Below are 24,439 nucleotides of genomic sequence, written 5' to 3' on the forward strand. Positions count from 1 at the left end.
CGTCTCCACGCGGTCTCCGTGAAATGTTAGCGCTAACATTATGGAGGTATCGGAATGCGCACATATCAAAGGACCTTGACCGCGTGTTCGCCGTCGTCATGGCCCTCGTCATGGCACCGGTGGCGGCCCACCTGAGGGCGTCCACTCCGCAGCCCACCTGAAGGCGTCCGCTTCGGCCTCCGCAGCCCACCTGAAGGCGTCCGCTTCGGCCTCCGCAGCCCACCTGAAGACGGCCACTTCGGCCCTCGCCTCCGACGCCTCCTTCACTGTGACCTTCTCCCCTGGCCTGACACAAGGATGACCCTGATGCCCCCACCGCACGCGCGCCGCGCCCTGGTGACCGCCCTGGCCACACTGCTCGCCGTGATCGCCGGCCTGCTCTCACCGATCACGGCCCACGCCTCACCGCCCGCCCAGTACACCAACCCCCTGGCCGCCCAGCGCGCCGACCCGCACATCTTCCGCCACACCGACGGCTACTACTACCTCACCGCCACCGTCCCCGAGTACGACCGCATCGTGCTGCGCCGCGCCACCACCATCCAGGGCCTGGCCAGCGCCCCCGAGACGGTCATCTGGCGCAAGCACACCAGCGGCGAGATGGGCGCCCACATCTGGGCACCGGAGATCCACTTCATCAACGGCAAGTGGTACATCTACTTCGCCGCCGGCCGCACCGACGACATCTGGCGCATCCGCATGTACGCCCTCGAAAGCTCCGCGGCCAACCCCCTGACCGGCACCTGGACCGAACGCGGCCGCATCACCACCCCCTGGGACACCTTCGCCCTGGACGCCACCACCTTCACCGCCAACGGCGTGCGCTACCTGCTCTGGGCCCAGCAGGAGCCGGGCATCGCCACCAACTCCAACCTCTACATCGCCCGCATGGGCGCCAACCCCTGGACGATCACCGGCGCCACCACCCGCCTGACCGTACCCACCCTGGCCTGGGAGACGCGCGGCTTCAAGGTGGCCGAGGGCCCGGCCGTGCTGCAACGCAACGGGCGGCTCTTCCTCACCTACTCCGCCAGCGCCACCGACGCCAACTACTGCCTGGGCATGCTGACCGCCCCCGCCTCGGCCGACCCGCTCAACGCCTCCTCCTGGACCAAGAGCGCCAACCCCGTCTTCGCCAGCAACGCCGCCACCGGCCAGTACGGCCCCGGCCACAACTCCTTCACCGTCTCCGAGGACGGCCAGAGCGACATCCTCGTCTACCACGACCGCAACTACCGCGACATCAACGGCGACCCGCTGAATGACCCCAACCGCCGCACCCGCGTCCAGAAGATCTACTGGAGAACCGACGGCACCCCCGACTTCGGCATCCCGGTCCCCGACGGCGCGACCCCCGTGCGGCTGATGTCCCACGACACACCCGGCTCGGCGATACGCCACTGGGACTACCGGGCCCGCCTGGAGGCGAACGTCTCCCCGCTGGCCGACTCCCAGTTCAAACTCGTCACCGGCCTGTCCGGCTCGGGCACCGTGTCGCTGGAGTCCACCAACTTCCCCGGCTACTACCTGCGCCACCGCAACCACGAGGCCTGGGTCGAGCGCAACGACGGCACCACCCTGTTCAAAGCCGACGCCAGCTTCACCCGCCGCACCGGGCTCACCGGCTCGGGCACCGTGTCACTGGAATCGGTCAACTTCCCCGGCTACTACCTGCGCCACCGCGCCGGCCAGGCATGGGTCGAACAGAACGACGGCACCACCGCCTTCCGGGGCAACGCCAGCTTCGTCCTCGAGTGAGGCCCGGACGGGAAACACGGACATGAGAAAGAGGGGTGACAGCGGCGCACCCCTCTTTCGCCCCCTATTTCGGCCCCCTATTTCGGCCCCCTGCCCGGGCCCCTTCCGGGGCGCCTGCCCGGGTCTTCTTCCAGGGCGCCGTCCGGCCGGTGCCGGAGACTCGGCGAGCGCCGCGCCCGCGTCGTGGACGTCGTCCTCACCGACCCGTCGCGGAAGGGGCCAAACCGCTTGAACGTTTCATTCCGCGAAGTGGGATCGCCCCTTTCTGAAGACGTATCAGCGCATCAGGGGTATCGATCTCGATATGGTTTCCCGGTGGTCGAGGGGGAAAAGGCGCCCAGGCGCCGCGGGATGCGGTTGGTCGCCGAGGAGGCCGGGGTCTCACTGGCGACGGTGAGCAATGTGTTGAACAGCCCCGACGTCGTGGCCAAGGAGACCCAGCAACGGGTGCAGGCCGCGATGGACCGGCTGGGCTATGTGCCCAACAACGCCGCCCGCCGGTTGCGCGGGCTGCCGAGTTCGCTGGTCGGCGCCGTCACGCTCGACATGACCAACCCGTTCTTCACCGAGGTCTGCCGCGGCATCGAGGACCGGCTGCTGCAGGACGACTGCATGCTCATGATGTGCAGCACCGACATGCAGCCGGGGCGCGAGCAGCACTACCTGCGCGAGCTTGAGAAACACGGCGTCCGCGGCGTGCTGATCACCCCGGTCGACCTGAGCCTGCGGCCGCTCCTGGCGATGGCCCGGCGCGGAGTCCCGATCGTGCTGGTGGACCACCGAACCGACCAGGGAAAACTCTGTTCGGTGTCCATGAACAACGTGATGGGTGGACGGCTGGCCGCCGACCACCTGCTCAGGCTGGGACATCGGCGAATCGCGGTGCTGTCCGCGTCCGTCGATGTGCAGCAGACGATCGACCGGCGATCCGGCGTCCGGGAGGCCTGCGCCGCCGCCGGGCACGACCCCGACAAGGTGGTCCTGGACGTACGGGTGCCGGCACCCGACATGACGACGGCCGAGACCGTGCTCGACGACGTGCTGGCCGACCCGGCGCCGCCGACGGCGATCCTGTGCCTGACCGACCTGGCCGCCATGGCCGTGGTGGGCGGCCTGCGCGAACGGGGCATCGACGTTCCGGGGGACATCTCCGTCGTGGGCTACGACGACCTGGTGTTCGCCGCGCAGATGACACCGTCGCTGACCACGGTCTGGCAACCCAAGCGGGAACTGGGGCACACCGCGGCCGGGTTGCTGCTGGACGAGACGCGCCCGGGACACCGGCACCGGCGCCTGGTCTACCGTCCCCGCCTGGTCGTGCGTTCATCGACGGCGAGTCCGAAACTTTCACAGGCCAGATGGCCTTTGACCTGAAACGTAATAATTTCCACGTCGTAGGTGTTTGACAGTTCTACCTCGCCGTTTTTACCGTTCGGTCGCTCCCCAACCCCCTTTGATTGGACGGCTGATGAAACGTTTAACCCGCCTGCTGGCGGTCTTAGGCGCGGTCGGACTAGCCGGGACATCGGTCCTGGCCTCATCCGCTTCGGCGGCGGTGGCGTGCCGGGTCGACTATGCGATCACCAACCAGTGGCAGGGCGGCTTCGGCGCCAACGTGACGATCGACAACCTCGGCGACGCCGTGAACGGCTGGCGGCTGACGTGGTCGTTCGGCGCCGGGCAGGCCGTCACCCAGGCGTGGAATGCCACGGTCACCGCGAGCGGCTCGAACGTGACGGCGACAGACGCCGGCCACAACGCGGCGATCCCGCCCGGCGGCACCGCGACGTTCGGTTTCAACGGCTCGTGGGCCGGCGACAACCCGGTCCCCTCGTCGTTCGCGTTGAACGGGACGACCTGCACGGGCACCGGGCCCACCCCGACGCCCACCCCGACCCCGACGCCCACGCCCACGCCCACGCCCACGCCCACGCCCACGCCCACGCCCACGCCGACGGTGATCCCCGGTGACGCCAAGCAGGTCGAGGACCTCGACCGCGGCGTCATCAGCGTCCGGTCCGGCGGCGGCAACCTGGTGTCGTGGCGGCTGCTCGGGACCGAGGCCCGTTCAACGACGTTCAACCTGTACCGGGGGGCGACCCGGATCGCGACGGTCACCGACTCCACCAACCACCTCGACAGCGGGGCCGCGGCGGACGCCTCGTACACGGTGCGGGCGGTCGACGGCGGCGGCGGCGAGGGCCCGGCTTCGGAGACCTCGCTGCGGTTCGGCAGCGGCTACCTGGACGTGCCGATCACCCCGCCGTCCTCCGGCCACCACGCCGGCGACGCCGCCCCCGCCGACCTGGACGGCGACGGCCGCATGGACATCGTGCTGAAGTGGGAGGCCAACAACTCCAAGGACAACTCCCAGTCCGGCACCACCGACCCGGTCTACATCGACGGCGTCAAGCTGGACGGCACCCGGCTGTGGCGGATCAACCTGGGTCGTAACATCCGGGCCGGGGCGCACTACACCCAGTTCCAGGCCTACGACTACGACGGCGACGGCAAGGCCGAGGTCGCGATGAAGACCGCCGACGGCACCGTCGACGGCCGCGGCACCGTGATCGGCAACGCGAGCGCCGACCACCGCAACTCCGGCGGCTACATCCTCACCGGGCCCGAGTACCTGACCATGTTCAACGGCCAGACCGGCGCCGCGATGTCCACGGTGAACTACGACCCGCCGCGCGGCAACGTCGGCTCCTGGGGCGACACCTACGGCAACCGCGTCGACCGGTTCCTGGCCGGCACCGCCTACCTGGACGGCCAGCGCCCCAGCCTGATCATGGCCCGCGGCTACTACACCCGCGCGGTCATCGCGGCCTGGGACTTCCGCAACGGCTCCCTCACCAAGCGGTGGACCTTCGACTCCAACGCCTCCGGCAACGGCTCCTACGCCGGTCAGGGCAACCACTCCCTGACCGTGGGCGACGTCGACGCCGACGGCAGGGACGAGATCCTCTACGGCGCCGCCGCCATCGACGACAACGGCCGCGGCCTGTGGAACACCGGTCTCGGTCATGGGGACGCCGGCCATCTGGGCGACCTCAACCCCTCCCGCCCGGGCCTGGAGTACGTGAAGATCTCCGAGTGGGCCGCCAGCCCCGGCCTGTACATGGTCGACGCCCGTACCGGGGCGAGGCTGTGGCAGACCTCCGCCGGCTCGGGCTCGGACGGCGAGGGCCCCGGGCGCGGGGTGTCCGCCGACATCTACGCGGGCAGCCCCGGCGCCGAGTCCTGGGCGGCCGGCGCCGGCCAGAACGGCCTGCGCAACACCGCGGGCACGGTCGTCGGCCGCCAGCCCTCCTCGGCCAACTTCCTGGCCTGGTGGGACGCCGACCCGGTGCGCGAGCTGCTGGACCAGACCCGGATCGACAAGTACGGCACCGGCGGCGAGACCCGGCTGCTGACCGCCTCCGGGGTGCACTCCAACAACGGCACCAAGGCCACCCCGTCCCTGTCGGGTGACATCCTCGGCGACTGGCGCGAGGAAGTCATCTGGCCCACCACCGACAACCGGGCCCTGCGGATCTACTCCACGCCGAACGTGACCACCACGAAGATCCACACCCTGCTGCACGACCCGCAGTACCGGGTGGCCCTGGCCTGGCAGAACACCGCCTACAACCAGCCGCCCCACCCGAGCTTCTTCATCGGCAACGGCATGTCCACCCCGCCCCAGCCCAAGGTCTACCCCCGATAGAACCCGGCACCGGGGCCGGACCTGATCTCCTCAGGCGCCGTCCGACGGGCGCCCTCTCCCGATGGGGAGGGGGCGCCCCGGTGGGTGCGGCGAAGTGGTGATCATGGTGGGCGTCCGAAGGAGCCGTCACCCTCCCCGAGGGTGACAAAAGGCAGTTTCTCTATCCTTTTCTGAGGTTTTTCGATGCGGGCGCCCGGGGCGGTGGGCCGGCCGTCGCATGCCGCGGGCCCGCGCTGACGCCGGCGCGGGGGACGCCGGACCGCCGCCGGACCGCCGCCGGACCGCCGCCGGACCGCCGCCGGAAAGAAGAACGTCTCAACGAACGGCGGGTGTGACACCTGGCCGCCCGCACGGTTCGAGCCCCCGGACCGGGCGGAAGATCCCCGGTTTGGAGACTTGACGAGCGAGCGTCCTCCCTGCGCCTCCAGGAGACGGGAAACCGTCGCACGCACCGGCAGCCGGTGCCGTGACCCGCGTCCTGTTTTCGGCAACGTGCGGGCGCGAGGCGGCGTACGGGGTGCCGCGCGGGAACGTGGAAGCCGGCGTACGGGGTGCCGCGCGGGAGCGTGGAGGCCGGTGTGGTGGCGGACGACGCGTCCCGTCACGGTCGGGCCGTCCTGGTCCCGCGCAGGCGCCGCGCGGCGAGGGCGAGGATCACGACGGCGATCAGCGTGAACACCGCGTTGCCGACCCGGGCGACGACCGGATCGGTCGTGCCGACGATGGGCGTCAGGAAGAAGCTCCCCCACGCGTAGGCGACGACGGCCCCCGACGCGGCGGCGAAGACCTGCGACGGTCCCCACTCTCGCCGCCGGCCGTACCACCAGAGCGCGGCCACCGCCACGACCTCGGCCGACAGGCAGACGACGACGCTCACCCAGCCGTGCAGGTGATGAGCGCTCTGCCGGACGACGCTCGTCACCACCAGCGAGCCGGTGGAGACGAGCAGCGGCGGCGGGACGGAGCCGGGCAGGCCAGAGGACGTGGCGTTCGGCCGGACGGCGAAGGCGGCGACGACGAGCACCACGGCGGCGACCGCGGTCGCGATCATCTGGTTCGCGGAGGGCCGGAACACCGGCGCCCCGGGGGTAGCTCCCGCCGCGTGGAACGACCCGGCCCAGTAGAGCGCGACGGTGAGCAGGAACACGACGGACGTGACGACCAGGCCGCGGGTGCGCAGCCAGGGCACCCGCGCCCGGTCAGGGAACAGGGTCTCGGCGAGCGCGATCGGCGCGCAGACGCTCCAGATGACGTGCAACGACAGCACGTAGACCGTCCAGTGCGCCCCCATGCCCAGGAACGGCAGGGGCGCCTCGTCGAGCAGGCGGTATCCGGCGAAGTCCGGGTTGAACAGGGACATCGTGGCGAAGCCCTCTTCCAGCACGCCATAGGCCCCGGCCAGCAACGCGATGGCGGGCCAGCCCCGGCCGGTGCGCCGCGCGAGCTCACGGACGAGCAGTGCCCCGCAGCCGTACAGCGGGACGAAAACCGCCACGATGCCCACGCTGGGCAACGCGACGTCGCCGAGCAGCAGCTCCGCCACGAACGGCGCGAGCAGCAGCAGGGAGACGATGGGTGCCCATCTCCGCCACCTCGGCTCCGGCCGGTCTCCGGCGGGTCCGGGGTGCGGGACGGGATCGGACGGGTGCGTGTTCTTCCACATACCGGTGTCCTTGTGAGGGGAGGTTCACGGCAATGGAGACGGCGGCTCGACCTGCGCGTGACCGCGACCGGAGGTCACCGGCATCGGCACGTTGACCTGCCGAATCGCCGTACGGACAACGAACAATCTATCGGCCGGCAGTCCCCCGGACCCGGCAACCGAGTTGCGTTGTACGTCGCCGATGTTGTCTGTTCGACGGCCCGGCTTCCGGCCGCCGCCACGAGGTGACGGCGTCTCCTGACGGGGAAGGTGCGCGGTCATGACGTCACGATCGGCACTCGCCCGCGCCCGGGATCCCGGGCGGGCGGGGCACGCCGTGGTGTTCGCCATCGTCGTGGCCTACGCGTGCCTGCAGGTGCTGCTCTACGCCGGGGCGCAACGGACCTCGGGAGCACTGGGACCGGCGGCCGAGCTGGTGTTCAACCTCGTCGTCGACGGGCTCCTGCTGCTCATGCCGAGCCGCCCGCGGACGGTCGGCGTTCTCGTCGTCCTCGGCGCGGCGATCGCGCAGGCCGCCGCTCTGGCCGCACCCGGGCTGCTGACCGCCACCGACGCGCTCTTCGCGGGCCCGGTGCCGCTGGCGACGCCCGTCGCGGTGTGGATCCTGGCCTACCTGCGGCCCACGCCCACGGCGTTCGCCTGCGTCGGCGCCCTGGCACTGCTGAACGTCCAGCCGTGGGCACCGACCTGGACGGGCCTCTACGTCGGTACGGTCTACACGGTGCTGCCCGCCGTGGTCGCGCTGTACCTGCGGGCGCGGGCGCGGCTGCTGCACTCGCTGCGCGAGCGGGTCGAGATCGCCGAACGTGAAAGGCACCTGCTCAACGAGAGGGCCATCGCGGCCGAACGCCGGCACCTGGCCGCCGAGATGCACGACGTCGTCACCCATCACGTCACCGAGATCGTCCTGCACGCCGGGGCCCTGCGGACGTCCACCGAGGACGAGGCCGTCAGGGCCGCGGCACGGCGGATCGGGGATCTCGGCTCCCGGACCATGGTCGAGCTGCGGGATCTCCTCGGCGTCATGCGGAGCGGCGAGCGGATCACACCGGCAGGGGGGACCGACGACCGGGACGGCCGTCGGACGGCACCACGGAGCACGGACGACCGCGGCGGCGACCTGGCCGAGCTGACCGCCACCGCCGGGGCGTCGCTGCGCGTCGGCGGCGATCCCGGCACGGCGTCCCCCGTGATCTCCCGTGCCGCGTACCGGGTGGTGCAGGAGGCGCTGACCAACGTCCGCAAACACGCCCCGGGCGCCCGCGCGACCGTCGACCTGCGCTACCGTCCCGAGGCGGTGAGCATCGAGATCCTCAACACCGCGCCCACCGCGCCCGCCGACCCGTCACTGGTGGCCAGCGGATCGCGGGCGGGGCTGGCCGGCCTGCGCCGCCGGGTGGCCCTGCTCGGCGGCACCCTGCGGAGCGGGCCCACCGAGCAGGGCGGGTATCTGGTCACGGCGAGCCTCCCGGCGTCCGTCCCGGCCGAGGACCGTCGTGAACGACCGGCTCCTTCGGACCCGCCCCCGCCGCGAGCTCCCGCGTGAGCGACAGGTTCCCGCACGACCACTCGCGCGGGCTCCCCCCGGGTGACGGGTTCCCGCGGGCGCACGTGCGTCGCGGCCCTCGCCGGAACGACGGGTTCTCGCAGGCTCATGTGCGTCGCGGCCCTCGCCTGAACGACGGGTTCCCGCGGGCGCACCTCTGCCACGGGTCCCGCCCGGGCGATGGGCTCGGCCGGGCCCGCCCTCGTCGCGGCCAGCGCGGCGACCAGTGCGGATGTATACGCTTGGGACATGACCACCCCCCGGTGGACCGAACCGCCGAACGACACCGGTCAGGCCGGCGGCACCGGCCCGTCGTCGGCGATCAGGGTCCTGCTCGTCGACGACGACCCGATGGTCCTCGGCCATCTGCGGACCATCCTGGGCTCGACCGCGGAGATCGACGTCGTCGGCGTGGCGTACGACGGCGCCGAGGCCGTCGAAGGGGTGCTGCGCACCCGCCCCGACGTGGTGCTGATGGACATCAGGATGCCCGGTGTCGACGGTGTCACCGCCACCAGGGAGATCAGCCGGTTGCCCGGCCCGCCCGCCGTCGTGGCGCTGACCACCTTCGACTCGGACGCCCACGTGCTGGGCGCGCTGGAAGCGGGCGCGATCGGCTTCCTGTCGAAGACGACGCCCCCCGAAGACCTGCTCGGCCTGATCAAGGTTGCCGCGAGCGGGCACAGCGTGCTGTCGCCCGGCGCCGCGCGACGCCTGCTGGACCGGTCGGCCCGCGCGGCGGACGACCGGGACGCCGCGCGAAACAGGATCGCCGTGCTGAACGATCGGGAGCGCCGGTTGTTGAGCCTGGTCGGGCGGGGCCTGACGAACCGGGAGATCGCCGCGGACCGTTTCCTCTCCGAGACGACGGTCAAGAGCTACGTCTCCAGGCTGCTGGCCAAGCTCGGCCTGGCCAACCGGGCCAACGCGGTGCTGCTCGCGCACGAGGCCGGCCTGGTGGACGACCCCGGCGCGGAGGGCGGTCCGTCTCCTGGATGACGGCGATCCCCTGCCCGCCCGCCCCGGATGTCGTCGGCTCTTCTCCCGATCATCGGTACGCGCCGCAGGGGGATCCGCCGTCGCACGCGTCGGTTGCCGAACGGCGCTCGTCCTCGATCCCGAGCGCCCGGTTCCCGCAGGCGCCATCCGCTATCCGGCGGCGTTCGGCCTCTAGCCTCCGGACGGCCCTCCCGCCAGGGCGGGGGCCGTCCACGGCCGGTCACGGCGTGGACGCCCGCGCCGGTTTCCCGGTGTTCGCCGTCAGGTGGCGAAGACCTGGGAGTCGTCGGCGAACGCCTTGAACTCCAGGGCGTTGCCCGCCGGGTCGAGCAGGAACATCGTCCACTGCTCTCCGGTCTGCCCCTCGAAGCGGACATAGGGCTCGATGACGAATTCGGTACCGGCCGCGCGCAGCCGGTCGGCGAGCGCACGGAACTCCGGGATCGTCAGGATCAGGCCGAAGTGCGGCACCGGGACGTCATGGCCGTCGACGGGGTTGTGCACGCGCCGCGCGCGGCCGGGCGCCAGGTGTGTGACGAACTGGTGACCGCGCAGGTTCCAGTCCACCCAGGTGTCCGCGCTGCGACCCTGCTCCAGGCCCAGCACCTCGCCGTAGAAGTGGCGCGCGGCGGCCAGGTCGTCGACCGGCACGGCCAGATGGAACCTGGGGATCGGGGAATCGAGAACGGTCATGGGCGTGGGCTGCCTTCCTGGACGCGGGCCCGGTGGTCCACCGGGCCGGAAGCGGTTGTCCCAATGGTGGCATCAGGACAGACGGTGACATCAGGACAGCGGGGAGAGTCCGCCGACGGCGGTCAGCGCGACGGGGAGGACGGCCCCGGCTCGGTCAGGTGGTCGAGGAGGACCCGGCTGATGTCCTCCAGGTTCCGGAGCTGCTCCGGGGTCAGCAGGTCGATCAGGTGTTCGCGCACGCTGACCACGTGCCGGGGAGCGGCGGCCTGCAGTGCGGCGAACCCGTCGTCGGTCAGGACGGCGAGCCAGCCGCGCCGGTCGTCCGCGCAGTGCTCCCGTCGCACCCACGCCTTCTGCTCGAGCTTGTTGATCGCGTGGGAGATGCGGCTGGGCTTGGAGTTGGTCCAGCTCGCCAGCTCGCTCATGCGCATGGTCCGCTCGGGTGCCTCGGAGAGCAGGACCAGCAGCTCGTAGTAGGTCGGTGGCATGTCGGCCGCGGCCAGCAGGTCGCGGTCCAGCCGGTCGGTCAGCAGGCGGGTGGCGAGTGCGAAGGCCCGCCAGGCGCGCTGTTCGTCGTCGGTGAGCCATCGTGTCACGGGAGCCATCGTACTCAAAAGTTGCGCACTGAAATAAAGGGATGTACTGTCCTGCTGAATATTTCAGTACTGAACTAAAAGGGGAGACGCGACATGCACCCGAACGAGCTCACCGGCACCTACACCATCGACCCCGCGCACAGCAGGTTCGGCTTCGTGGCCCGCCACGCGATGGTCACCAAGGTCCGAGGGAGCATCCCCGTCCAGGAGGCCACCGCCTTCCTGAACGCCGGCGACCCCGCCGCCTCCAGCGTTCACGTGGTCCTCGACGTGGCCGGGATCGAGACCGGCAACCAGCACCGCGACGCCCACCTGCGCACCGGCGACTTCCTGGACGCCGCCGGCCACCCCTCCATCACCTTCGACTCCACCGACGTCAAGCACGTCGGCGGTGACGACTTCGAGGTCACGGGCGAGCTGACCATCCGTGGCGTGAGCAGGCGGATCACCATCCCCCTGAGGTACACCGGGACGGCGGTCGACATCCAGAGCCTGACCCGGGTCGGCTTCGAGGGCGAGACCGTGATCAACCGCAAGGACTTCGGCATCACCTACAACGCCGCCCTGGAGACCGGCGGCGTGATGGTCTCCGAGAAGATCACGCTCGAGTTCGACCTGTCCGCCGTGAAGACCGCCTGACCACTACCCCAGCCCTTCCTGGCTCACGCCTGCCGATCGACGAAGGCGCACGGCGTCGCGACACGACGTCGGCCGGTTGACAGGCCTCCCCCGATGACCACTAACGTTTATATATGAATAGTTCTTCAGATGGGCGATTCGTGGCTGTTGATGGGTGTACCGCCCGGATCGTGGACGCGCCGCGAGTGGCGTCGGTACGCGAGCGGATGCCCGCCGCACAGGATCTGACCGACACCGCGGAGGTGTTCGGGTTGCTGGCCGATCCCGGCCGCCTGCGGTTGCTGCTGGCCCTGCTGGAGGGTGAGATGTGCGTGTGCGATCTGGCCGCGGTGAGCGGCCAGAGCGAGTCGGCGGTCTCGCACGCGCTGCGGTTGCTGCGGGCGCACCGCATCGTCACGGCCCGCCGGGCCGGCCGGATGGCCTTCTACCGGCTGGAGGACGCGCACGTGCGGATGCTGCTCGATCTCGCGCTCGCCCACACCGAGCACACCCAGGCCATCCACCCCGAGCGCGGCGGAACCCGCTGACGGCACCGGGCACGGACGCGGGCGCGGGAACGGGTACGCAAGATGACGGATCCGTCGAGGTCATGCGGCTCGTCGACCCGCGTTCGGCGATCGCCGTCGAGGCGGGCGCCGTCGAGGCAGGCGCCGTCGAGGCAGGCGCCGTCGAGGCAGGCGCCGTCGAGGCAGGCGCCGTGCTCTACTCCAGGATCGGGGACAGACGGGCCGTACCTCCCTGATCGCCGGGATCGGTGTCGTCGGCCGGGGGCGTGGCGGCGGCGCTGTCGCTCCGCGGGGGGCTGCGGTGAGCGGGGGCGTGCGGTGCGGCGCAGCCGGGGGCGGTGTCACCGATGGTCAGCAGTCCCGGCGGGGCGTGGTCGACCTGTACGGTGATGTGCTCGATGCCGTATATGTCACGGAATATCCGCTCGGCGGCCAGGCGTACGGCGTGGCAGTCGGCGCCGGGGACGACCAGGAGGTGCGCCGACAGGGCGGCGTAGCCGGAGGCGACCTCCCAGATGTGCAGGTCGTGCACCTCGACGACGTGCTCCAGGGCGGCGGTTCTGGCGCCGATCTCGGCGGGGTCCATGCCCACGGGAGCGGCTTCCATGAAGACCCTGCCCGCGTCGCGGACCAGTCTCCAGCCCGCTTTGAGCATCAGGGCGGCGACGACGAGGGCGGCGATCGCGTCGGCCCGGGTCCAGCCGGTGAGCCAGATGAGGGCTCCGGCGATCGTGGTGGCGATGAAGGCGAACAGGTCGTTGAGGATGTGCTGGTAGGCGCCCTCGACGTTCAGACTGGAGCGGTCGGCCCGGGACAGCAGCCAGGTGGCGGCCAGGTTGACGACGATTCCGGCCAGGCCGGTCACCACCACGTACAGGCCCTCGACATCGGGAGGCGCGATCAGGCGGCGGATGCCTTCATAGACGAAGTATCCGGCCGGCAGCAGCAGGGTGATGCCGTTGATCTGCGCGGAGATGATCTCGGCGCGTTTGAGCCCGTAGGTGAAACCGCCCCGGGGTGGCCGGGCGGCGACCCGCATGGCGATCAGCGCGAAGACGATGGCGGTGGCGTCGGTGAGCATGTGCCCGGCATCGGAGATCAGGGCCAGGGAGCGGGCGATGAAGCCGATGACGACCTCGACCGCCATGAATCCGGCGATCAGCGCCAGCGCCGCGGCCAGGTAGCGGCGGTCGGCCTCCGCGCTCACCCCGTGTCCGCGCCCGTGTCCATGTCCGGCGCCGTGCCCGTGCCCATGTCCGGCACCGCGTCCGGCGCCGTGTCCGTGTCCGGCACCGCGTCCGTCTCCGCGTCCATGTCCATGTCCGGCGCCGTGCCCGTGTCCCGTGCCGTGCCCGCCGGGGTGTTCGTGCTCGGCCATCGCTTCACTCCCCGTGACGGGTGTCTGTTTCGTGCCTGACGTGAGTGATCGCCTGGGCGAACAGCATCCGCATGTGGGAGTCGGCCAGCCGGTAGTGCGCCAGCCGTCCGGCGCGGCGGACCTGCACCACGTGGTGGGTGCGCAGCAGTCGCAGCGCGCACGAGGTGGCCGACACGCTCTGGCCGGTGACCGCCGCCAGGTCGCGTACGCACATCTCGCCGGCGTGCAGCAGGGCGGCGGTCAGCCGCAGCCTTCCTGGGTCGGCCAGCAGCGCGAAGACCTGCGCGAGCTCCTGCACCACCTGTTCGGCCGGCAACGTCCGCCGGATGCTCTGCACCCACTCGGCGGCCACCACCGAGCCGGAGGGGGCGTCGGGAGGCGCGGTCACCTTCGCGGGGGAAGGGCCGGCCGGGTCCGCGGGAGCGCAGACCGTGGTTCGGGGGGTCACGGCGCCCACCTCTTTTCCTCGTCGGGGTAAGGGCTGCAGGTCGCAATGGATGTGTGTTCAGTTGCTCATATGTTTAAGCATTTAGTAATGAGGAAATTACTCTTCGTGAGCATCGCAGGTCAAGTGCCCTGGCTTGACCAGACCGCCGCCTCCGCGCCGGTGAGCAGATGCCGATCGAAGGGAGACACCTCGATGATCACGAAGCGAGCCACCGCCACCCTGACCGCCCTGACCGCGTGCGCCACCGCGGGCGGGCTCATCTGGACCGCCCTGCCCGTCCACGCGGCCGCCCGCCTCACCGAGGCGACCGGCACTCCTGCCCTGACCTGCACCTACCGGGTCACCAATGTGCGCTCCGACGCCGTGCTGACCATTCGCTCCCACGCCGGCGAGAGTTTCGGCCCGGTCGGCACGCTGCGGGCGGGCGAGAAGCCGGTCGCCGGCGCCTGCGCGAGCGTCAACGGCTGGGTGCAGGTCAAGACCGCCGCCGGCGTCACCGGCTGGGCTCCGTCCGGCAAACTGCGCAAACTCACCTCCCCTCCCGCCGCGACCGGCCGGCCGGCACCGGCCTGCGCCTACCGGGTCACCCACGTGCGGCGCGCCAGCTTCCTCAACGTCCGCTCCGGTGCCGGGCTGCGCTTTCGCCCCGTCGCCAAGCTGCGGGTGGCCGACGGCCGGTTCGCCGGCGCCTGCAAGGCGACCCGAGGCTGGGTCAAGGTGAGGGCCGCCGGCGGCAAGCGCGGCTGGGCCTCGGCCGGCTACCTGCGCAAGGTCGCCAAGTAGCGGCCGCGGGCAGCACCCGCCCCCCGCCGACGCCGGGCCGGGCGCGGGTGCGCCTTCGTCGCGGTGCGCCACGACCGGCCGGCCCGCGCCCGGGTCCGGGCCTGCCGCGACGTGGGTGTTCCCGATCCGGCCGATCCCGGTCACGCTTCGAAAACCATGGTGAAAGGTCACGTGAAAGGCAATGCACGACGAGCCCGGGCACTCACCCGTCCCCATCGACGAGATCGACCACGCCCCCACCTTTCCGCTCGGCACAGGCCTTTCCGCGGGCGTGAGCCGGCTGAGCCCCGCCGCCGTGCGCAATCAGGTGTTCACCGTGGTCCGGCTGCGCGAAGGCTACGACCTGGCCGAGGTGGACACCTTCCTCGGCCATGTCGAAACCACCTTCACCATGCTCGTGCAAGAAAACGCGGAACTGCACGCCCGGGCGACCACCGCCGAGCGCGCCGCCAGGCATGCTGGACCGGCGGAGGAACGCGTGACACGGATCATGGCGATGGCCCAGGACAGTGCCGACCGGATACTGGCCGCCGCGGAACAGCAGGCCGAGGCGATCGTGGTGCGAGCCCGCGACCGTGCCGCCGTCCTGCGGAAGGAGGTCCATGCCTCCTGCGGGCAGGAGCTGGAACGCCGGACCGAGGAGTTCAACGCCTTCGCCGCCGACTACGGCAGACGGCTCAGGCACAGTCTGCAGGCGCAGGTCGACCAGCTACAGCGACTGCTCGGTGAGCTCGCCGGCTTCGGTGAGCCGGGGCCGGCACCGCCGTCACCGATGACCGTCGGCCGGCAGCCCCCGTCGAGGCGGCCGGCGTCGCCACCGGCCGGCGACACACCTGCGGGCACGCCAGCGGGTGACCCCGCCGCCGAAGAGCGCTGAGCGACCCGGCGGCCGACCCGAAACTCCTCCGCGATCCGATCCCGACAAGAGGTGGTGAGACATGTTGACGGCCGAAGGGGCACCGGCGCTGGGACCGGCGCTGGAGGGAGCCTCTCCCGGTGCCGGCGCGTGGGCCGCGGTGCTGCTGGTGTCGCTGTCCACGCTCGCCGGGGCGTGGCTGGTCCGGCGTAACTCCGCGAAGGTGACGGTATGGCTGGCGATCGCCTCGGCGATGATGCTGATCACCGCCCTGGTCGACCTGCTGCCCGACGCCTGGCGAGACGCCACCGAAACGGGGACTCCTCTGTGGGCGGTCGGGCTGGCCGTCGTGTTCGGCTTCCTGGTGATCACCCACTTCACCCGCAGAGGCTGCGGGCACGGGCACGGAGGATCCAGGCCGGCCGGCGGCAGGCACGCGCCAGGCCTGCACCGCCGCGTCAAGGAAGCCGTCGACGCCGCCCTGTTCGGCGGTATGGGCACCGCGGCCGCCCTCACCCTGCACCGGGCGATCGAAGGCGCGACGCTGGCGCTGACCGCCTCCGCCGTGGTCGTCATCGCCCTCATGGTCCACTCGGCCAGCGAAGGACTGGCGCTGGCCGCCCTGCTGGACATGGCAGGGCAGCGCCTGGCGCCGTGGCTGGTGGTCTCCTGCCTCAGCCCGGCCGCCGGCATTCTGATCGCCACCATCGCCCCGCTGCCCGGCCAGATCGTGCCGCTCCTGCTCGGCACCGTCACCGGTGTGCTGCTGCGTACCGCGGTCGTCGGCCTCAGGCTCGCCGCCGCCGGCCAGGAGGGCGGCCGGCTGTCCAGACACCACCTGACCATCGCCGCGGGCGCCGCCGTCACCGGGGGCGCCCTCCTGATCGCCACGCACGGCGTACTGGGTGAGGACCACCCGCAAGCCGGGCACAGACCTCACGTCGCCGGCCATGCGGCACCGGGCTCACCCGCCCCCACGCCTTCCGCCCGGCCGACGACCTCGCCGTCGCCGGCTCCGCTGACCCAGGCTCAGTTGCGCGAAGCGGTGGTCACCGGGCGGATGCCCCTGACCGAGGTGCTGGCCCGTACCGACGACGTCGTCGAAAACGCCTGGGTCGGATGGCTCCTGTCCCTCCTGCCCGGCCACAATCCCGCCGAGATGACCAGGTTGCTGACGGTGGGCGGGATCGATGCCGGCCGCCGCGTCGGTGACCTGACCGAGCAGCAACGCCGCTACCTGCTCGACGCCATCACCAGGTAACCGCCGGCCTCGGTGGGTCTTGTCCTCCCGTCGCGCTCCCCGCGCACCATCTCGCTGTCGCGCTACCGGCGCACCATCTCGGTGATCCAGATGGGCGCGAACGGAGACGTGCAACCCGGGGAGGTCGGGTAGTCCTTGAGCACCTCCAGGCGCTCGCCGATGTCGATGGCACGGGCGCGGTGCTCGGCGTGCTCGATCCCGATCTGCGCCAGGCAGTGGTTCATCGCCCACTGCAGGCGATCCGGGGCGTCCTTCATCTCCGCCTCGATGACGTCGAGAAGTCCCGCGAGGTCGAGGACCTCGGGCTTCCTCGCCACGCGTTCGGTGGTCAGCGCCCAGCCGGCACTCGCGACCACCGGATCCGGATCGGCCGACCAGGCCAGGCGCAGCTCTTCGGAGTGCGGGCTCTTCTTCACCACGTAGTTCACGAGCCAGTCGTGCACCTTGGGCGTGCGCGCCTCGCGCACCATGGCGTCCAGCTCGTCACGCTCGAACGCCTTCGGGCGGCAGATCAGGATCGCCAGCAGTCGCGCCGCGCTGTCACCGGTCTCCCAGAGCCGGCACGCGAGTTCCTGCTGCGTCTTCAGCCGCTTCGCGAGCGCGCGCAGCTTGCCGAGGTTCACACCGTGATCGTCGCCGTGCTTCTCGTTCACCTCGCGTATCCGCGGATCCGCGAGCTCGGCCAGCTCGGCCATCACCTCGGCCACCATCGTCTCGGCCACCTCAGTCTTCCGTCCATCATGTGCGAGATCCACCCTACGACGGGAGCCGGTCTCCCGCCGTACCCGCCGGTTCGGCGGCCGGCCACCGGCAGGAGATCCCGCGTCCTCGCGGATCCGCGGCATCTCCCGGCACCCGTGTCGGTCGCTGAGTCAGTCGCTGACCGGGACGCGCTGAAGCGCACGGGCGAGCCGGGCGAGATCGACGCCTTCGAGGTGGTCGAGAAAGTGCCGGCGCACGCTGGCCAGGTTGCTCGGCCACGCCCGCTCCAGGCGGGCGAGGCCGGCCGCGGTGAGAACGGCGCTCCACCCGCGGGCGTCGTTGTCGCACCTGACCCGTTCGATCATGCCCTGGCCCTCCAGGCGGGTGACCACGCGGGTCATCCCGCTCAGCGAGAGTTCACAGGCGACCGCGAGCTCGCCCATCCGCATCTGCTTCTGCGGCGTTTCGGACAACCGCATCAGGGCCGTCCACTCGATGAGCGGCAACTGCTGCTCGCGGGTCATGTCGGCGTCGATCGCACGGGGCAGCGCGTACATCAGGCGAGGCAGCGCACGTATCAGCGCTTCCTCGTCGGGGGTCAGTGGCTGCAACGGCCGCGTTGTGGTCATGAACACATCCTATTTGCTTCACGCAGCAAGCACTAGTACTTTCCTTTCTTGACGAAGCAACCATCTACCGTCAGAGAAGCGGAGCACACCGATGACCAAGATCGGGATCATCCTTGGCAGCACCCGTCCCGGACGCAACGGAGAGGCCGTCGCCCGCTGGGTGCACCAGGTCGCCGCCCAGCGGACCGACGCGGAGTTCGAACTCGTCGACCTGCTCGACTACAACCTCCCGCACCTCGACGAGGCGATGCCGCCGTCGCTGGGCCAGTACGCCCAGCCGCACACCCTGAGGTGGGCGAACAAGATCGCCTCGTTCGACGGGTTCGTCATCGTGACGCCCGAGTACAACCACTCGACGTCGGGTGCGCTGAAGAACGCCATCGACTTCCTGTACGGCGAGTGGAACAACAAGGCCGTCGGGTTCGTCAGCTACGGCTCGGCCGGCGGCACCCGCGCCGTGGAACATCTGCGCCTGATCGCGGCCGAGCTCCAGATGGCCGACGTACGGAACCAGGTGGCGCTGTCGCTCTTCACCGACTTCGAGAACTTCAGCGTGTTCAGGCCCAACGACTTCCAGCGCGAGTCGCTCACCGCGATGCTGGGTCAGGTCGTGGCCTGGAGCACGGCGCTCGCACCGATGCGCGTCCGCTGAACGCACCGCCCCGCGAGCCGATCCGACGGGGGCGGACATCACGTTCGACGCGTGCGAGCCGTCCGCGCCGGGCGGCACGGGCATCGCGAACCTCTCCGCGACGGCACCCTGAACCGCGACCGGGGCCGGTTCAGGGGCGTCGCGACCCCGGTGACGGCGGAGTACCACCGGCGGCGGGCATCCGCGGGGCCGATCGTGACGGAGGCCGTCCGTCCCGGCCGGCTCGCGCGGTCATCACTGGAACGAACCACGGATCAGGAGGAGCTCCATGGGAACGCTGGACGGAAAGGTAGTGCTGATCACCGGCACCGCGGGAGGCCAGGGTCGCGTCGCGTCGCTGATCTTCGCGAGAGAGGGCGCGAAGGTCGTCGGGTGCGACATCCAGGCCGACGCCAACGACGAGACGGTCGAACTCGTCCGTCGCGACGGCGGTGAGATGACGGGCATCGCGCCGGTCGATCTCACCGATCCGGAACAGGCGCGGCAGGTCGTCGAGGACGCCGTGACCGCCTACGGCGGCCTCGACGTGGTCTACAACAACGCGGCCCTGCAACGTTTCGGCCCGATGCCGGATTTCTCGGTCGACGACTGGCGGGTGGCCGTCGCCGGCGAACTCGACATCCCTTTCTTCGTGTCGAAGTTCGCGTGGCCGCACCTGGTCCGGCGCGGTGGCGGCGTCATCATCAACGTCGCGTCCATGGCCGGCATGATCGCCGGAAAGGTCCCTCCGATGATCGCACACACCGCGGCGAACGCCGGCGTCATCGGCATGACGCGGCAACTCGCGCTCGAAGGCGCGCGCCACGGGATCCGCGCGGTGGCGATCAGCCCCGGGCCCGTCCTGACCCCGGCCAGTGACCGCGACCTCGGCGACGACCAGGCGGCCAGGGACGCGGTAACCGGCAAGACGCTCCTCAAGCGGTTCGCCCGGCCCGAGGAGATCGTCGAGGTGGCGGCCTTCCTCGCTTCCGACCGCGCGTCGTACATCACCGGCGCCAACTACCCGGTCGACGGCGGCGCGACCGCCTGGTAGCGCCGCGGGACCCTCGCCCGGGGAAGGAGGCAGGCCGCGGGGCCCGCGCTCGCGGGCCGCCTCGACGAACCCGGCGGCGATCTGGTCGCTGCCGCGCACCACGGCGTCCAGCTCCGGATCGGCCCGCAACGCGATCCCGGCGGCCTGCCGTCCCCAGCGCTGCGACCACTCCCCGCTCAGCACCTGCCCGCAGGCCAGGGAGAGGCCGGGCTGCGCGACCGGATCCACGCCTCCCTGGCCCGCCAGGTCAAGAAGTGGACCAACCTGATGACCGGCCACAACGGCTGGCCGTACACCGACGTCCCCGTCAAGGTCGTCGGGTGGACCGTGCGCGACCGCGCCACGCTGCAGTGGAGCGACAACTCCGTCGACGTCTACGTCAACAACATCCGCGAGGGCGCCCCGCGGTGCGCCGAGCCGTGCGGGCGCTTCTTCGACCAGAACGGCCAGTACCCGAACTGCCCGGGTGGAGCGGCGCGCCACTACGACATGTCCCTGTGGCTCACCGCCGGGATGGGCGGCGGCGCGGGCGGCGACCGGGGCCCGCTCCCCCGCGGAGGTGATCGGCGACCGGAAAATCCCGGCCATCGAAACCCGGGAAAATCATCTCAAAATTCCCTCCAAGCCCAGCAAAACCCCGTTAAATCCACATGTACCGTTGATTCAGTACGTCCCATTCGCGTACCCGATGCGTCCGCAAACGATTCACACCACCTGCCACCGGTGGCTCACCACGAATGTCCGTCGCCCCCCACACGTCCCACTGAAAATTGACCGAACCATGCGATGAAATGTGCGGCGCGGAGGTTTTGGTTGTGGAGCAATGGTCAAGGCGTGAGGACGAACGACTGCTCACCGGCAAGGGCCGTTACGTCGCCGACATGGACGTGCCGGGTTGCCTGGACGCCGTGTTCGTGAGGAGCGACGTCGCGCACGGCATATTGCGCGAGGTGGACTGCTCCGCCGCCCGCGAGGTGCCGGGAGTGGCGGGAGCCTGGTCGGCCGCGGACCTCCCCGGCATGCCGCCGTGCGCGCGGCCGGCCGGCATGTCGCGGGACCTGCCTCCGGTTCCGCACGTGCCGCTCGCCCAGCTGTCCACGGAGGAGGCCGTGGCCGGCCGGGAGTGGCCGGTGCTGGTGAGGGACCGGGTGCGCTACCCGGGCGAGGCGCTGGCCGTGGTCCTGGGCGAGGACCGCTACCGGGCCGAGGACGGGGCCGCGGAGGTCACCTTCCGGATCGACCCGTTGCCCGCGGTGGTGACGCCGTCCGCCGCCGCGGACGACACCGTCAGCCTGTTCGACGGGCTGAGCAACGTCGCCCTGCTGGGGGAGGCCGGAAAGCCGATCGGGGAGCCGGTGTGGCGGGAGGCGGCGGTCGTGGTGGAGGGCCGGTACCGCCAGCAGCTGCTGATGCCCACCCCCATGGAGTGCAGGACGATCCTCGCCGTGCCCGAGGGAGACCTGCTGACGGTCTGGTCGGGCCATCAGACGCCGCACCGGTTGCGCCGGGACCTGGCCGCGCTGCTGGGCCCGCGGGTCGAGCGGGTGCGCGTGGTGGTGCCGGACACCGGGGGCGCGTTCGGGTCGAAGAGCGCGACCTTCCCGGAGTTCATCGCGGTCGCCTTCCTGGCGGTGGAGCTCGGACGTCCCGTCCGGTGGATCGAGGACCGGCTGGAATCCATGATGGTCGCCACCCGGGGGCGGGGCCAGGACCAGAGGGTCCGGCTCGCCGCCGACGCCGACGGGCGCCTGCTCGCGTACGAGCTGAACATCGACGCCGACATCGGCGCCTACCCCCACCTCGCGGCCGGGCTGCCCATGCAGACCGCCTGGATGGCGACAGGTCCGTACGCCACCCCGAGGGTGCGCGCCACCGTCCGCTCGGTGCTCACCAACACCATGGTGACCTACCCCTATCGGGGCGCGGGGCGCCCCGAGGCGGCGATCGCGCTGGAGCGGTCGATGGACACGCTGGCCCGCCGGCTGGGAATGGACCCGGCGGAACTGCGGCGGCGCAACTTCATCCCGCCCGAGGACTTCCCCTACGAGACGCCCACCGGACGGGACTACGACAGCGGGAACTACGCCGCCGCGCTCGACCTGGCGCTGGAGACCCTCGGCTACGACGGATGGCGGGCCGAGCAGGCCCGCCGCCGGACGGACCCGGAGGCCCTCCCCCTGGGGATCGGCCTGTCCTGCTACGTGGAACGCTCCGGTGGCGAATCAGGGGGGCTGCACGAGTTCGCCGGCGTCGAGGCGCACGAGGACGGCACGGTCACCGCCCGCTGCGGCACGGCCTCCAGCGGCCAGGGCCACGAGACGGTCTTCCCCGCGCTGGTCGCCGAGACCCTCGGCGTGGACGGGGCGCGGGTCCGGCTGGTCGAGGGCGACACCGACGAGCAGCCGGACGGGGTGGGCTCCTTCGCCAGCCGGTCGGCGCAGGTGGGCGGCGCGGCGCTGCGGAACGCCGCCACGCTGCTCGTCGAGGAGGCGCGGGCACGGGCCGCGGCCCTGTGGGAGGTGCCGGAGGCGGAGGTGGCGTGGTCCGACGGCACGGTGCACACCGTCCACGGCGGTTCGGCGGCGATGGACCTGGCCGAGCTGGTGAAGGCGACCGGGCCGATGCGGGTGGGCGGCCGGTTCGAGTCGGGCATGGCGTTCCCGTTCGGCACCCACGCGGCGGTGGCGGAGGTCGATCCGGAGCTCGGCACGGTGCGCGTGCTGCGGCTGGTGGCGGTGGACGACTGCGGGGTGGTGCTCGACCCGGCCATGGTGCGCGGGCAGGCCTTCGGGTCGGCCGTGCAGGGCATCGGCCAGGCGCTGTACGAGGGCATCCCCTTCGGGGAGAACGGCGTGCCCCTGCTCGCCGAGGCGCTGCTGGACTACCTGCTGCCGACATCCGCCGAGATCCCGCCCATCGAGCTCGGGGACACCCGCACGCCGAGTCCCAGCACGCCGCTGGGCGCCAAGGGGGCGGGAGAGTCGGGCTGCATCGGCACTCCGGCCGCGATCGTCAACGCGGTGGCCGACGCGCTGCGGGTGGCCGACCCCGATCTGCTGCAGATGCCGCTCACCCCGGACGTGGTGTGGCGGGCGGCCCGCGCCCCGAAACTCCCGGAGGAGGTCCGGTGAAACCCGCCCCCTTCGACTACGTCGTGCCGCGCACGGTGCGCGAGGCCGTCGACGCGCTCGGTTCGGGACCGGGTGCCCGGATTCTCGCCGGTGGCCAGAGCCTCGTCCTGGAGATGCGCCTGCAGCGCATCCGCCCCGAGCTGGTGGTCGACATCAACCGCGTCGCCGAACTCGACCGCATGAGCGCCGACGACGGCACGCTGCGGGTCGGCGCCCTGATCCGCCACGCCGCCTTCGAGCCGGAACGGGAGAACAGGGTACCGGGCCCGCTCGGCACGCTGTTCTCCCGCGCCGTCGTCAACGTCGCCCACCCGCCCATCCGCTCCCGCGGCACCCTGGTGGGCAGCCTCGCCTGGGCGCACCCGGCCGCGGAGTGGTGCGCCCTCGCCCTCGCCCTCGACGCCGGCATCGAGGTGCACGGTGCCGGCGGCCCGCGCGAGATCGCGGCTCGCGACTACTTCCTCGGGCCGTTCCTGACCTCGCGCACGCCGGACGAGCTCATCACCGCCGTACGGTTCCCGCTGCTCTCGGACGACACCGGCGTCGGCTTCGTCGAGCACCGGCGCACGCACTTCTGCTTCGCCCAGGTGGCCGTGGCGGCGACGCTCACCGCGCCCGACGGGGTGATCACCGAGGCGAGGATCGGGCTCGTCAACTGCGCCGACCGGCCGGTGCGGGCCCGCGCCGCCGAGCAGGCGCTGATCGGCGCCGAGATCACGCCCCCGGCCGGTCGCCGGGTGCCAGGCGACCATCCGTTCGCCCGCGCGGGCCGCGCCGCCGCCGAGCAGGACGCCGCGCCCCGGCCCGAACCGTACGCCGACGTGGAGTACCGGCGCCAGGCCGTCGCCGTCCTGGTCGGCAGGACCCTGTGCGAGGCGGCGAGGGACCGGCTGTCGCGGGCCGGCACGTCCCGAGGAGGCAACCGATGAGGATCACCGTCACGGTGAACGGCGAGGACCGCGAGCTCGACGTGGAGCCCCGGCGCGTGCTGGCCGACGTGCTGCGCGAGGACTGCCGCCTCACGGGCACGCACCTGGGCTGCGAGCACGGCGTCTGCGGGGCCTGCACGGTGCTGGTCGACGGCGAGGCCGTCCGGTCGTGCCTCATGCTGGCCGTGCAGTGCGACGGCGGCTCGGTGCGTACCGTCGAAGGGCTGTCCGGCCCCGGCGGCGAGCCCCATCCGCTGCAGCGGGCCTTCTCCGCCGAGCACGCCCTGCAGTGCGGTTTCTGCACGCCGGGCTTCCTGATGGTGGCCGCCGGGGCGCTGGAGTCGGACCCCGCCCTCGGCGACGACCCGGAGCGCGTCGCCGCCCTGGTCGGTTCCAACATCTGCCGGTGCACCGGCTACGAACCCATCCGGCGCGCGATCGCGCGGGCCGCGGGCGAGTGGCCGGAGAGCCCGTCCCGAGGTGACCTCCGGTCCTGAGGTCACCTCGGCGAGAGCGGCGTCGGACGCG

General features: G+C 71.5%; 22 protein-coding genes. 15 read left to right on the plus strand and 7 right to left on the minus strand.

From position 1 onward, the window contains the following. Positions 1-306 precede the first annotated feature (306 nt). The 3 genes from AB0G15_RS17000 to AB0G15_RS17010 all read left to right on the plus strand — a co-directional run bounded on the left by AB0G15_RS17000 (position 307) and on the right by AB0G15_RS17010 (position 5,467). A complete protein-coding gene (locus AB0G15_RS17000) occupies positions 307-1,758 on the plus strand; it encodes a family 43 glycosylhydrolase (protein WP_362840238.1) in 1,452 nt (483 codons plus the stop codon). A 315-nt stretch (positions 1,759-2,073) separates the two neighbouring features. Beyond that, positions 2,074-3,132: a LacI family DNA-binding transcriptional regulator gene (locus tag AB0G15_RS17005; protein ID WP_362840241.1), complete on the plus strand. Its 1,059-nt coding sequence runs from the start codon at positions 2,074-2,076 to the stop codon at positions 3,130-3,132. Positions 3,133-3,226: 94 nt separating this feature from the next. After that, positions 3,227-5,467, plus strand: coding sequence for a cellulose binding domain-containing protein (locus tag AB0G15_RS17010; protein WP_362840244.1), 2,241 nt, complete (start codon positions 3,227-3,229; stop codon positions 5,465-5,467). A gap of 601 nt (positions 5,468-6,068) precedes the next feature. Here AB0G15_RS17010 and AB0G15_RS17015 read toward each other — a convergent pair. Then, a complete protein-coding gene (locus tag AB0G15_RS17015) occupies positions 6,069-7,130 on the minus strand; it encodes a hypothetical protein (protein WP_362840247.1) in 1,062 nt (353 codons plus the stop codon). Positions 7,131-7,389: 259 nt separating this feature from the next. Between AB0G15_RS17015 and AB0G15_RS17020 the strand changes: the two genes are divergently transcribed. Next, positions 7,390-8,676: a histidine kinase gene (locus AB0G15_RS17020; protein WP_362840250.1), complete on the plus strand. Its 1,287-nt coding sequence runs from the start codon at positions 7,390-7,392 to the stop codon at positions 8,674-8,676. A 249-nt stretch (positions 8,677-8,925) separates the two neighbouring features. Beyond that, complete coding sequence (locus AB0G15_RS17025) at positions 8,926-9,675, plus strand: response regulator transcription factor (RefSeq protein ID WP_362840253.1); 750 nt, start codon at positions 8,926-8,928, stop codon at positions 9,673-9,675. A gap of 261 nt (positions 9,676-9,936) precedes the next feature. Here the strand turns inward: AB0G15_RS17025 and AB0G15_RS17030 are convergent, their stop codons facing one another. Both AB0G15_RS17030 and AB0G15_RS17035 read right to left on the minus strand, forming a co-directional pair. Next, positions 9,937-10,368, minus strand: a complete 432-nt coding sequence (locus AB0G15_RS17030; RefSeq protein WP_362840256.1) for a VOC family protein — start codon at positions 10,366-10,368, stop codon at positions 9,937-9,939. 122 nt (positions 10,369-10,490) lie between these two features. Next, positions 10,491-10,973, minus strand: coding sequence for a MarR family transcriptional regulator (locus AB0G15_RS17035; protein WP_362840259.1), 483 nt, complete (start codon positions 10,971-10,973; stop codon positions 10,491-10,493). Positions 10,974-11,057: 84 nt separating this feature from the next. Between AB0G15_RS17035 and AB0G15_RS17040 the strand changes: the two genes are divergently transcribed. Beyond that, positions 11,058-11,603 carry a YceI family protein gene (locus AB0G15_RS17040; protein WP_362840262.1) on the plus strand — a complete coding sequence of 182 codons (546 nt, stop codon included), beginning with the start codon at positions 11,058-11,060 and terminating at the stop codon, positions 11,601-11,603. Positions 11,604-11,773: 170 nt separating this feature from the next. Beyond that, positions 11,774-12,130: a metalloregulator ArsR/SmtB family transcription factor gene (locus tag AB0G15_RS17045; protein ID WP_362688945.1), complete on the plus strand. Its 357-nt coding sequence runs from the start codon at positions 11,774-11,776 to the stop codon at positions 12,128-12,130. A gap of 175 nt (positions 12,131-12,305) precedes the next feature. Here the strand turns inward: AB0G15_RS17045 and AB0G15_RS17050 are convergent, their stop codons facing one another. Together AB0G15_RS17050 and AB0G15_RS17055 are read right to left on the minus strand one after the other, a co-directional pair. After that, entirely contained in the window at positions 12,306-13,316 is a 1,011-nt protein-coding gene (locus tag AB0G15_RS17050; RefSeq protein ID WP_362840265.1) for a cation diffusion facilitator family transporter, read from the minus strand. 175 nt (positions 13,317-13,491) lie between these two features. Continuing rightward, complete coding sequence (locus tag AB0G15_RS17055; protein ID WP_362840268.1) at positions 13,492-13,935, minus strand: metalloregulator ArsR/SmtB family transcription factor; 444 nt, start codon at positions 13,933-13,935, stop codon at positions 13,492-13,494. A 192-nt stretch (positions 13,936-14,127) separates the two neighbouring features. Between AB0G15_RS17055 and AB0G15_RS17060 the strand changes: the two genes are divergently transcribed. The 3 genes from AB0G15_RS17060 (at position 14,128) to AB0G15_RS17070 (ending at position 16,835) form a co-directional block, all read left to right on the plus strand. After that, the gene (locus tag AB0G15_RS17060; protein ID WP_362840271.1) at positions 14,128-14,718 is read left to right on the plus strand and encodes a hypothetical protein; all 591 of its coding nucleotides are present in this window, start codon (positions 14,128-14,130) and stop codon (positions 14,716-14,718) included. A gap of 181 nt (positions 14,719-14,899) precedes the next feature. Continuing rightward, positions 14,900-15,595, plus strand: coding sequence for a DivIVA domain-containing protein (locus tag AB0G15_RS17065; RefSeq protein WP_362840273.1), 696 nt, complete (start codon positions 14,900-14,902; stop codon positions 15,593-15,595). Between the two features lie 61 nt (positions 15,596-15,656). Beyond that, positions 15,657-16,835 carry a hypothetical protein gene (locus tag AB0G15_RS17070; RefSeq protein WP_362840276.1) on the plus strand — a complete coding sequence of 393 codons (1,179 nt, stop codon included), beginning with the start codon at positions 15,657-15,659 and terminating at the stop codon, positions 16,833-16,835. Positions 16,836-16,897: 62 nt separating this feature from the next. Here AB0G15_RS17070 and AB0G15_RS17075 read toward each other — a convergent pair whose 3' ends face one another. After that, positions 16,898-17,557 (minus strand): DNA alkylation repair protein, encoded by a 660-nt coding sequence (locus AB0G15_RS17075; protein WP_362840278.1) that lies wholly within the window; start codon positions 17,555-17,557, stop codon positions 16,898-16,900. A 150-nt stretch (positions 17,558-17,707) separates the two neighbouring features. Beyond that, positions 17,708-18,166, minus strand: a complete 459-nt coding sequence (locus tag AB0G15_RS17080) for a MarR family transcriptional regulator (protein ID WP_362840281.1) — start codon at positions 18,164-18,166, stop codon at positions 17,708-17,710. Between the two features lie 91 nt (positions 18,167-18,257). Here AB0G15_RS17080 and AB0G15_RS17085 point away from each other — a divergent pair, with 91 nt between their 5' ends. From AB0G15_RS17085 to AB0G15_RS17105, 5 genes are all read left to right on the plus strand, one after another. Continuing rightward, positions 18,258-18,818 carry an NAD(P)H-dependent oxidoreductase gene (locus tag AB0G15_RS17085; RefSeq protein WP_362840284.1) on the plus strand — a complete coding sequence of 187 codons (561 nt, stop codon included), beginning with the start codon at positions 18,258-18,260 and terminating at the stop codon, positions 18,816-18,818. Positions 18,819-19,086: 268 nt separating this feature from the next. Beyond that, positions 19,087-19,851 (plus strand): SDR family NAD(P)-dependent oxidoreductase, encoded by a 765-nt coding sequence (locus AB0G15_RS17090; protein ID WP_362840287.1) that lies wholly within the window; start codon positions 19,087-19,089, stop codon positions 19,849-19,851. An 815-nt stretch (positions 19,852-20,666) separates the two neighbouring features. Next, the gene (locus AB0G15_RS17095) at positions 20,667-22,982 is read left to right on the plus strand and encodes a xanthine dehydrogenase family protein molybdopterin-binding subunit (RefSeq protein ID WP_362840290.1); all 2,316 of its coding nucleotides are present in this window, start codon (positions 20,667-20,669) and stop codon (positions 22,980-22,982) included. Beyond that, positions 22,979-23,911, plus strand: coding sequence for an FAD binding domain-containing protein (locus AB0G15_RS17100; protein WP_362840293.1), 933 nt, complete (start codon positions 22,979-22,981; stop codon positions 23,909-23,911). The genes AB0G15_RS17095 and AB0G15_RS17100 overlap by 4 nt, the downstream gene beginning before the upstream one ends. Beyond that, positions 23,908-24,408 carry a (2Fe-2S)-binding protein gene (locus tag AB0G15_RS17105; RefSeq protein ID WP_362840296.1) on the plus strand — a complete coding sequence of 167 codons (501 nt, stop codon included), beginning with the start codon at positions 23,908-23,910 and terminating at the stop codon, positions 24,406-24,408. The genes AB0G15_RS17100 and AB0G15_RS17105 overlap by 4 nt, the downstream gene beginning before the upstream one ends. The last annotated feature ends 31 nt before the right edge of the window (positions 24,409-24,439 follow it).

The sequence above is a fragment of the Streptosporangium sp. NPDC023825 genome (genome assembly GCF_040639575.1).
GTDB lineage: Bacteria > Actinomycetota > Actinomycetes > Streptosporangiales > Streptosporangiaceae > Streptosporangium.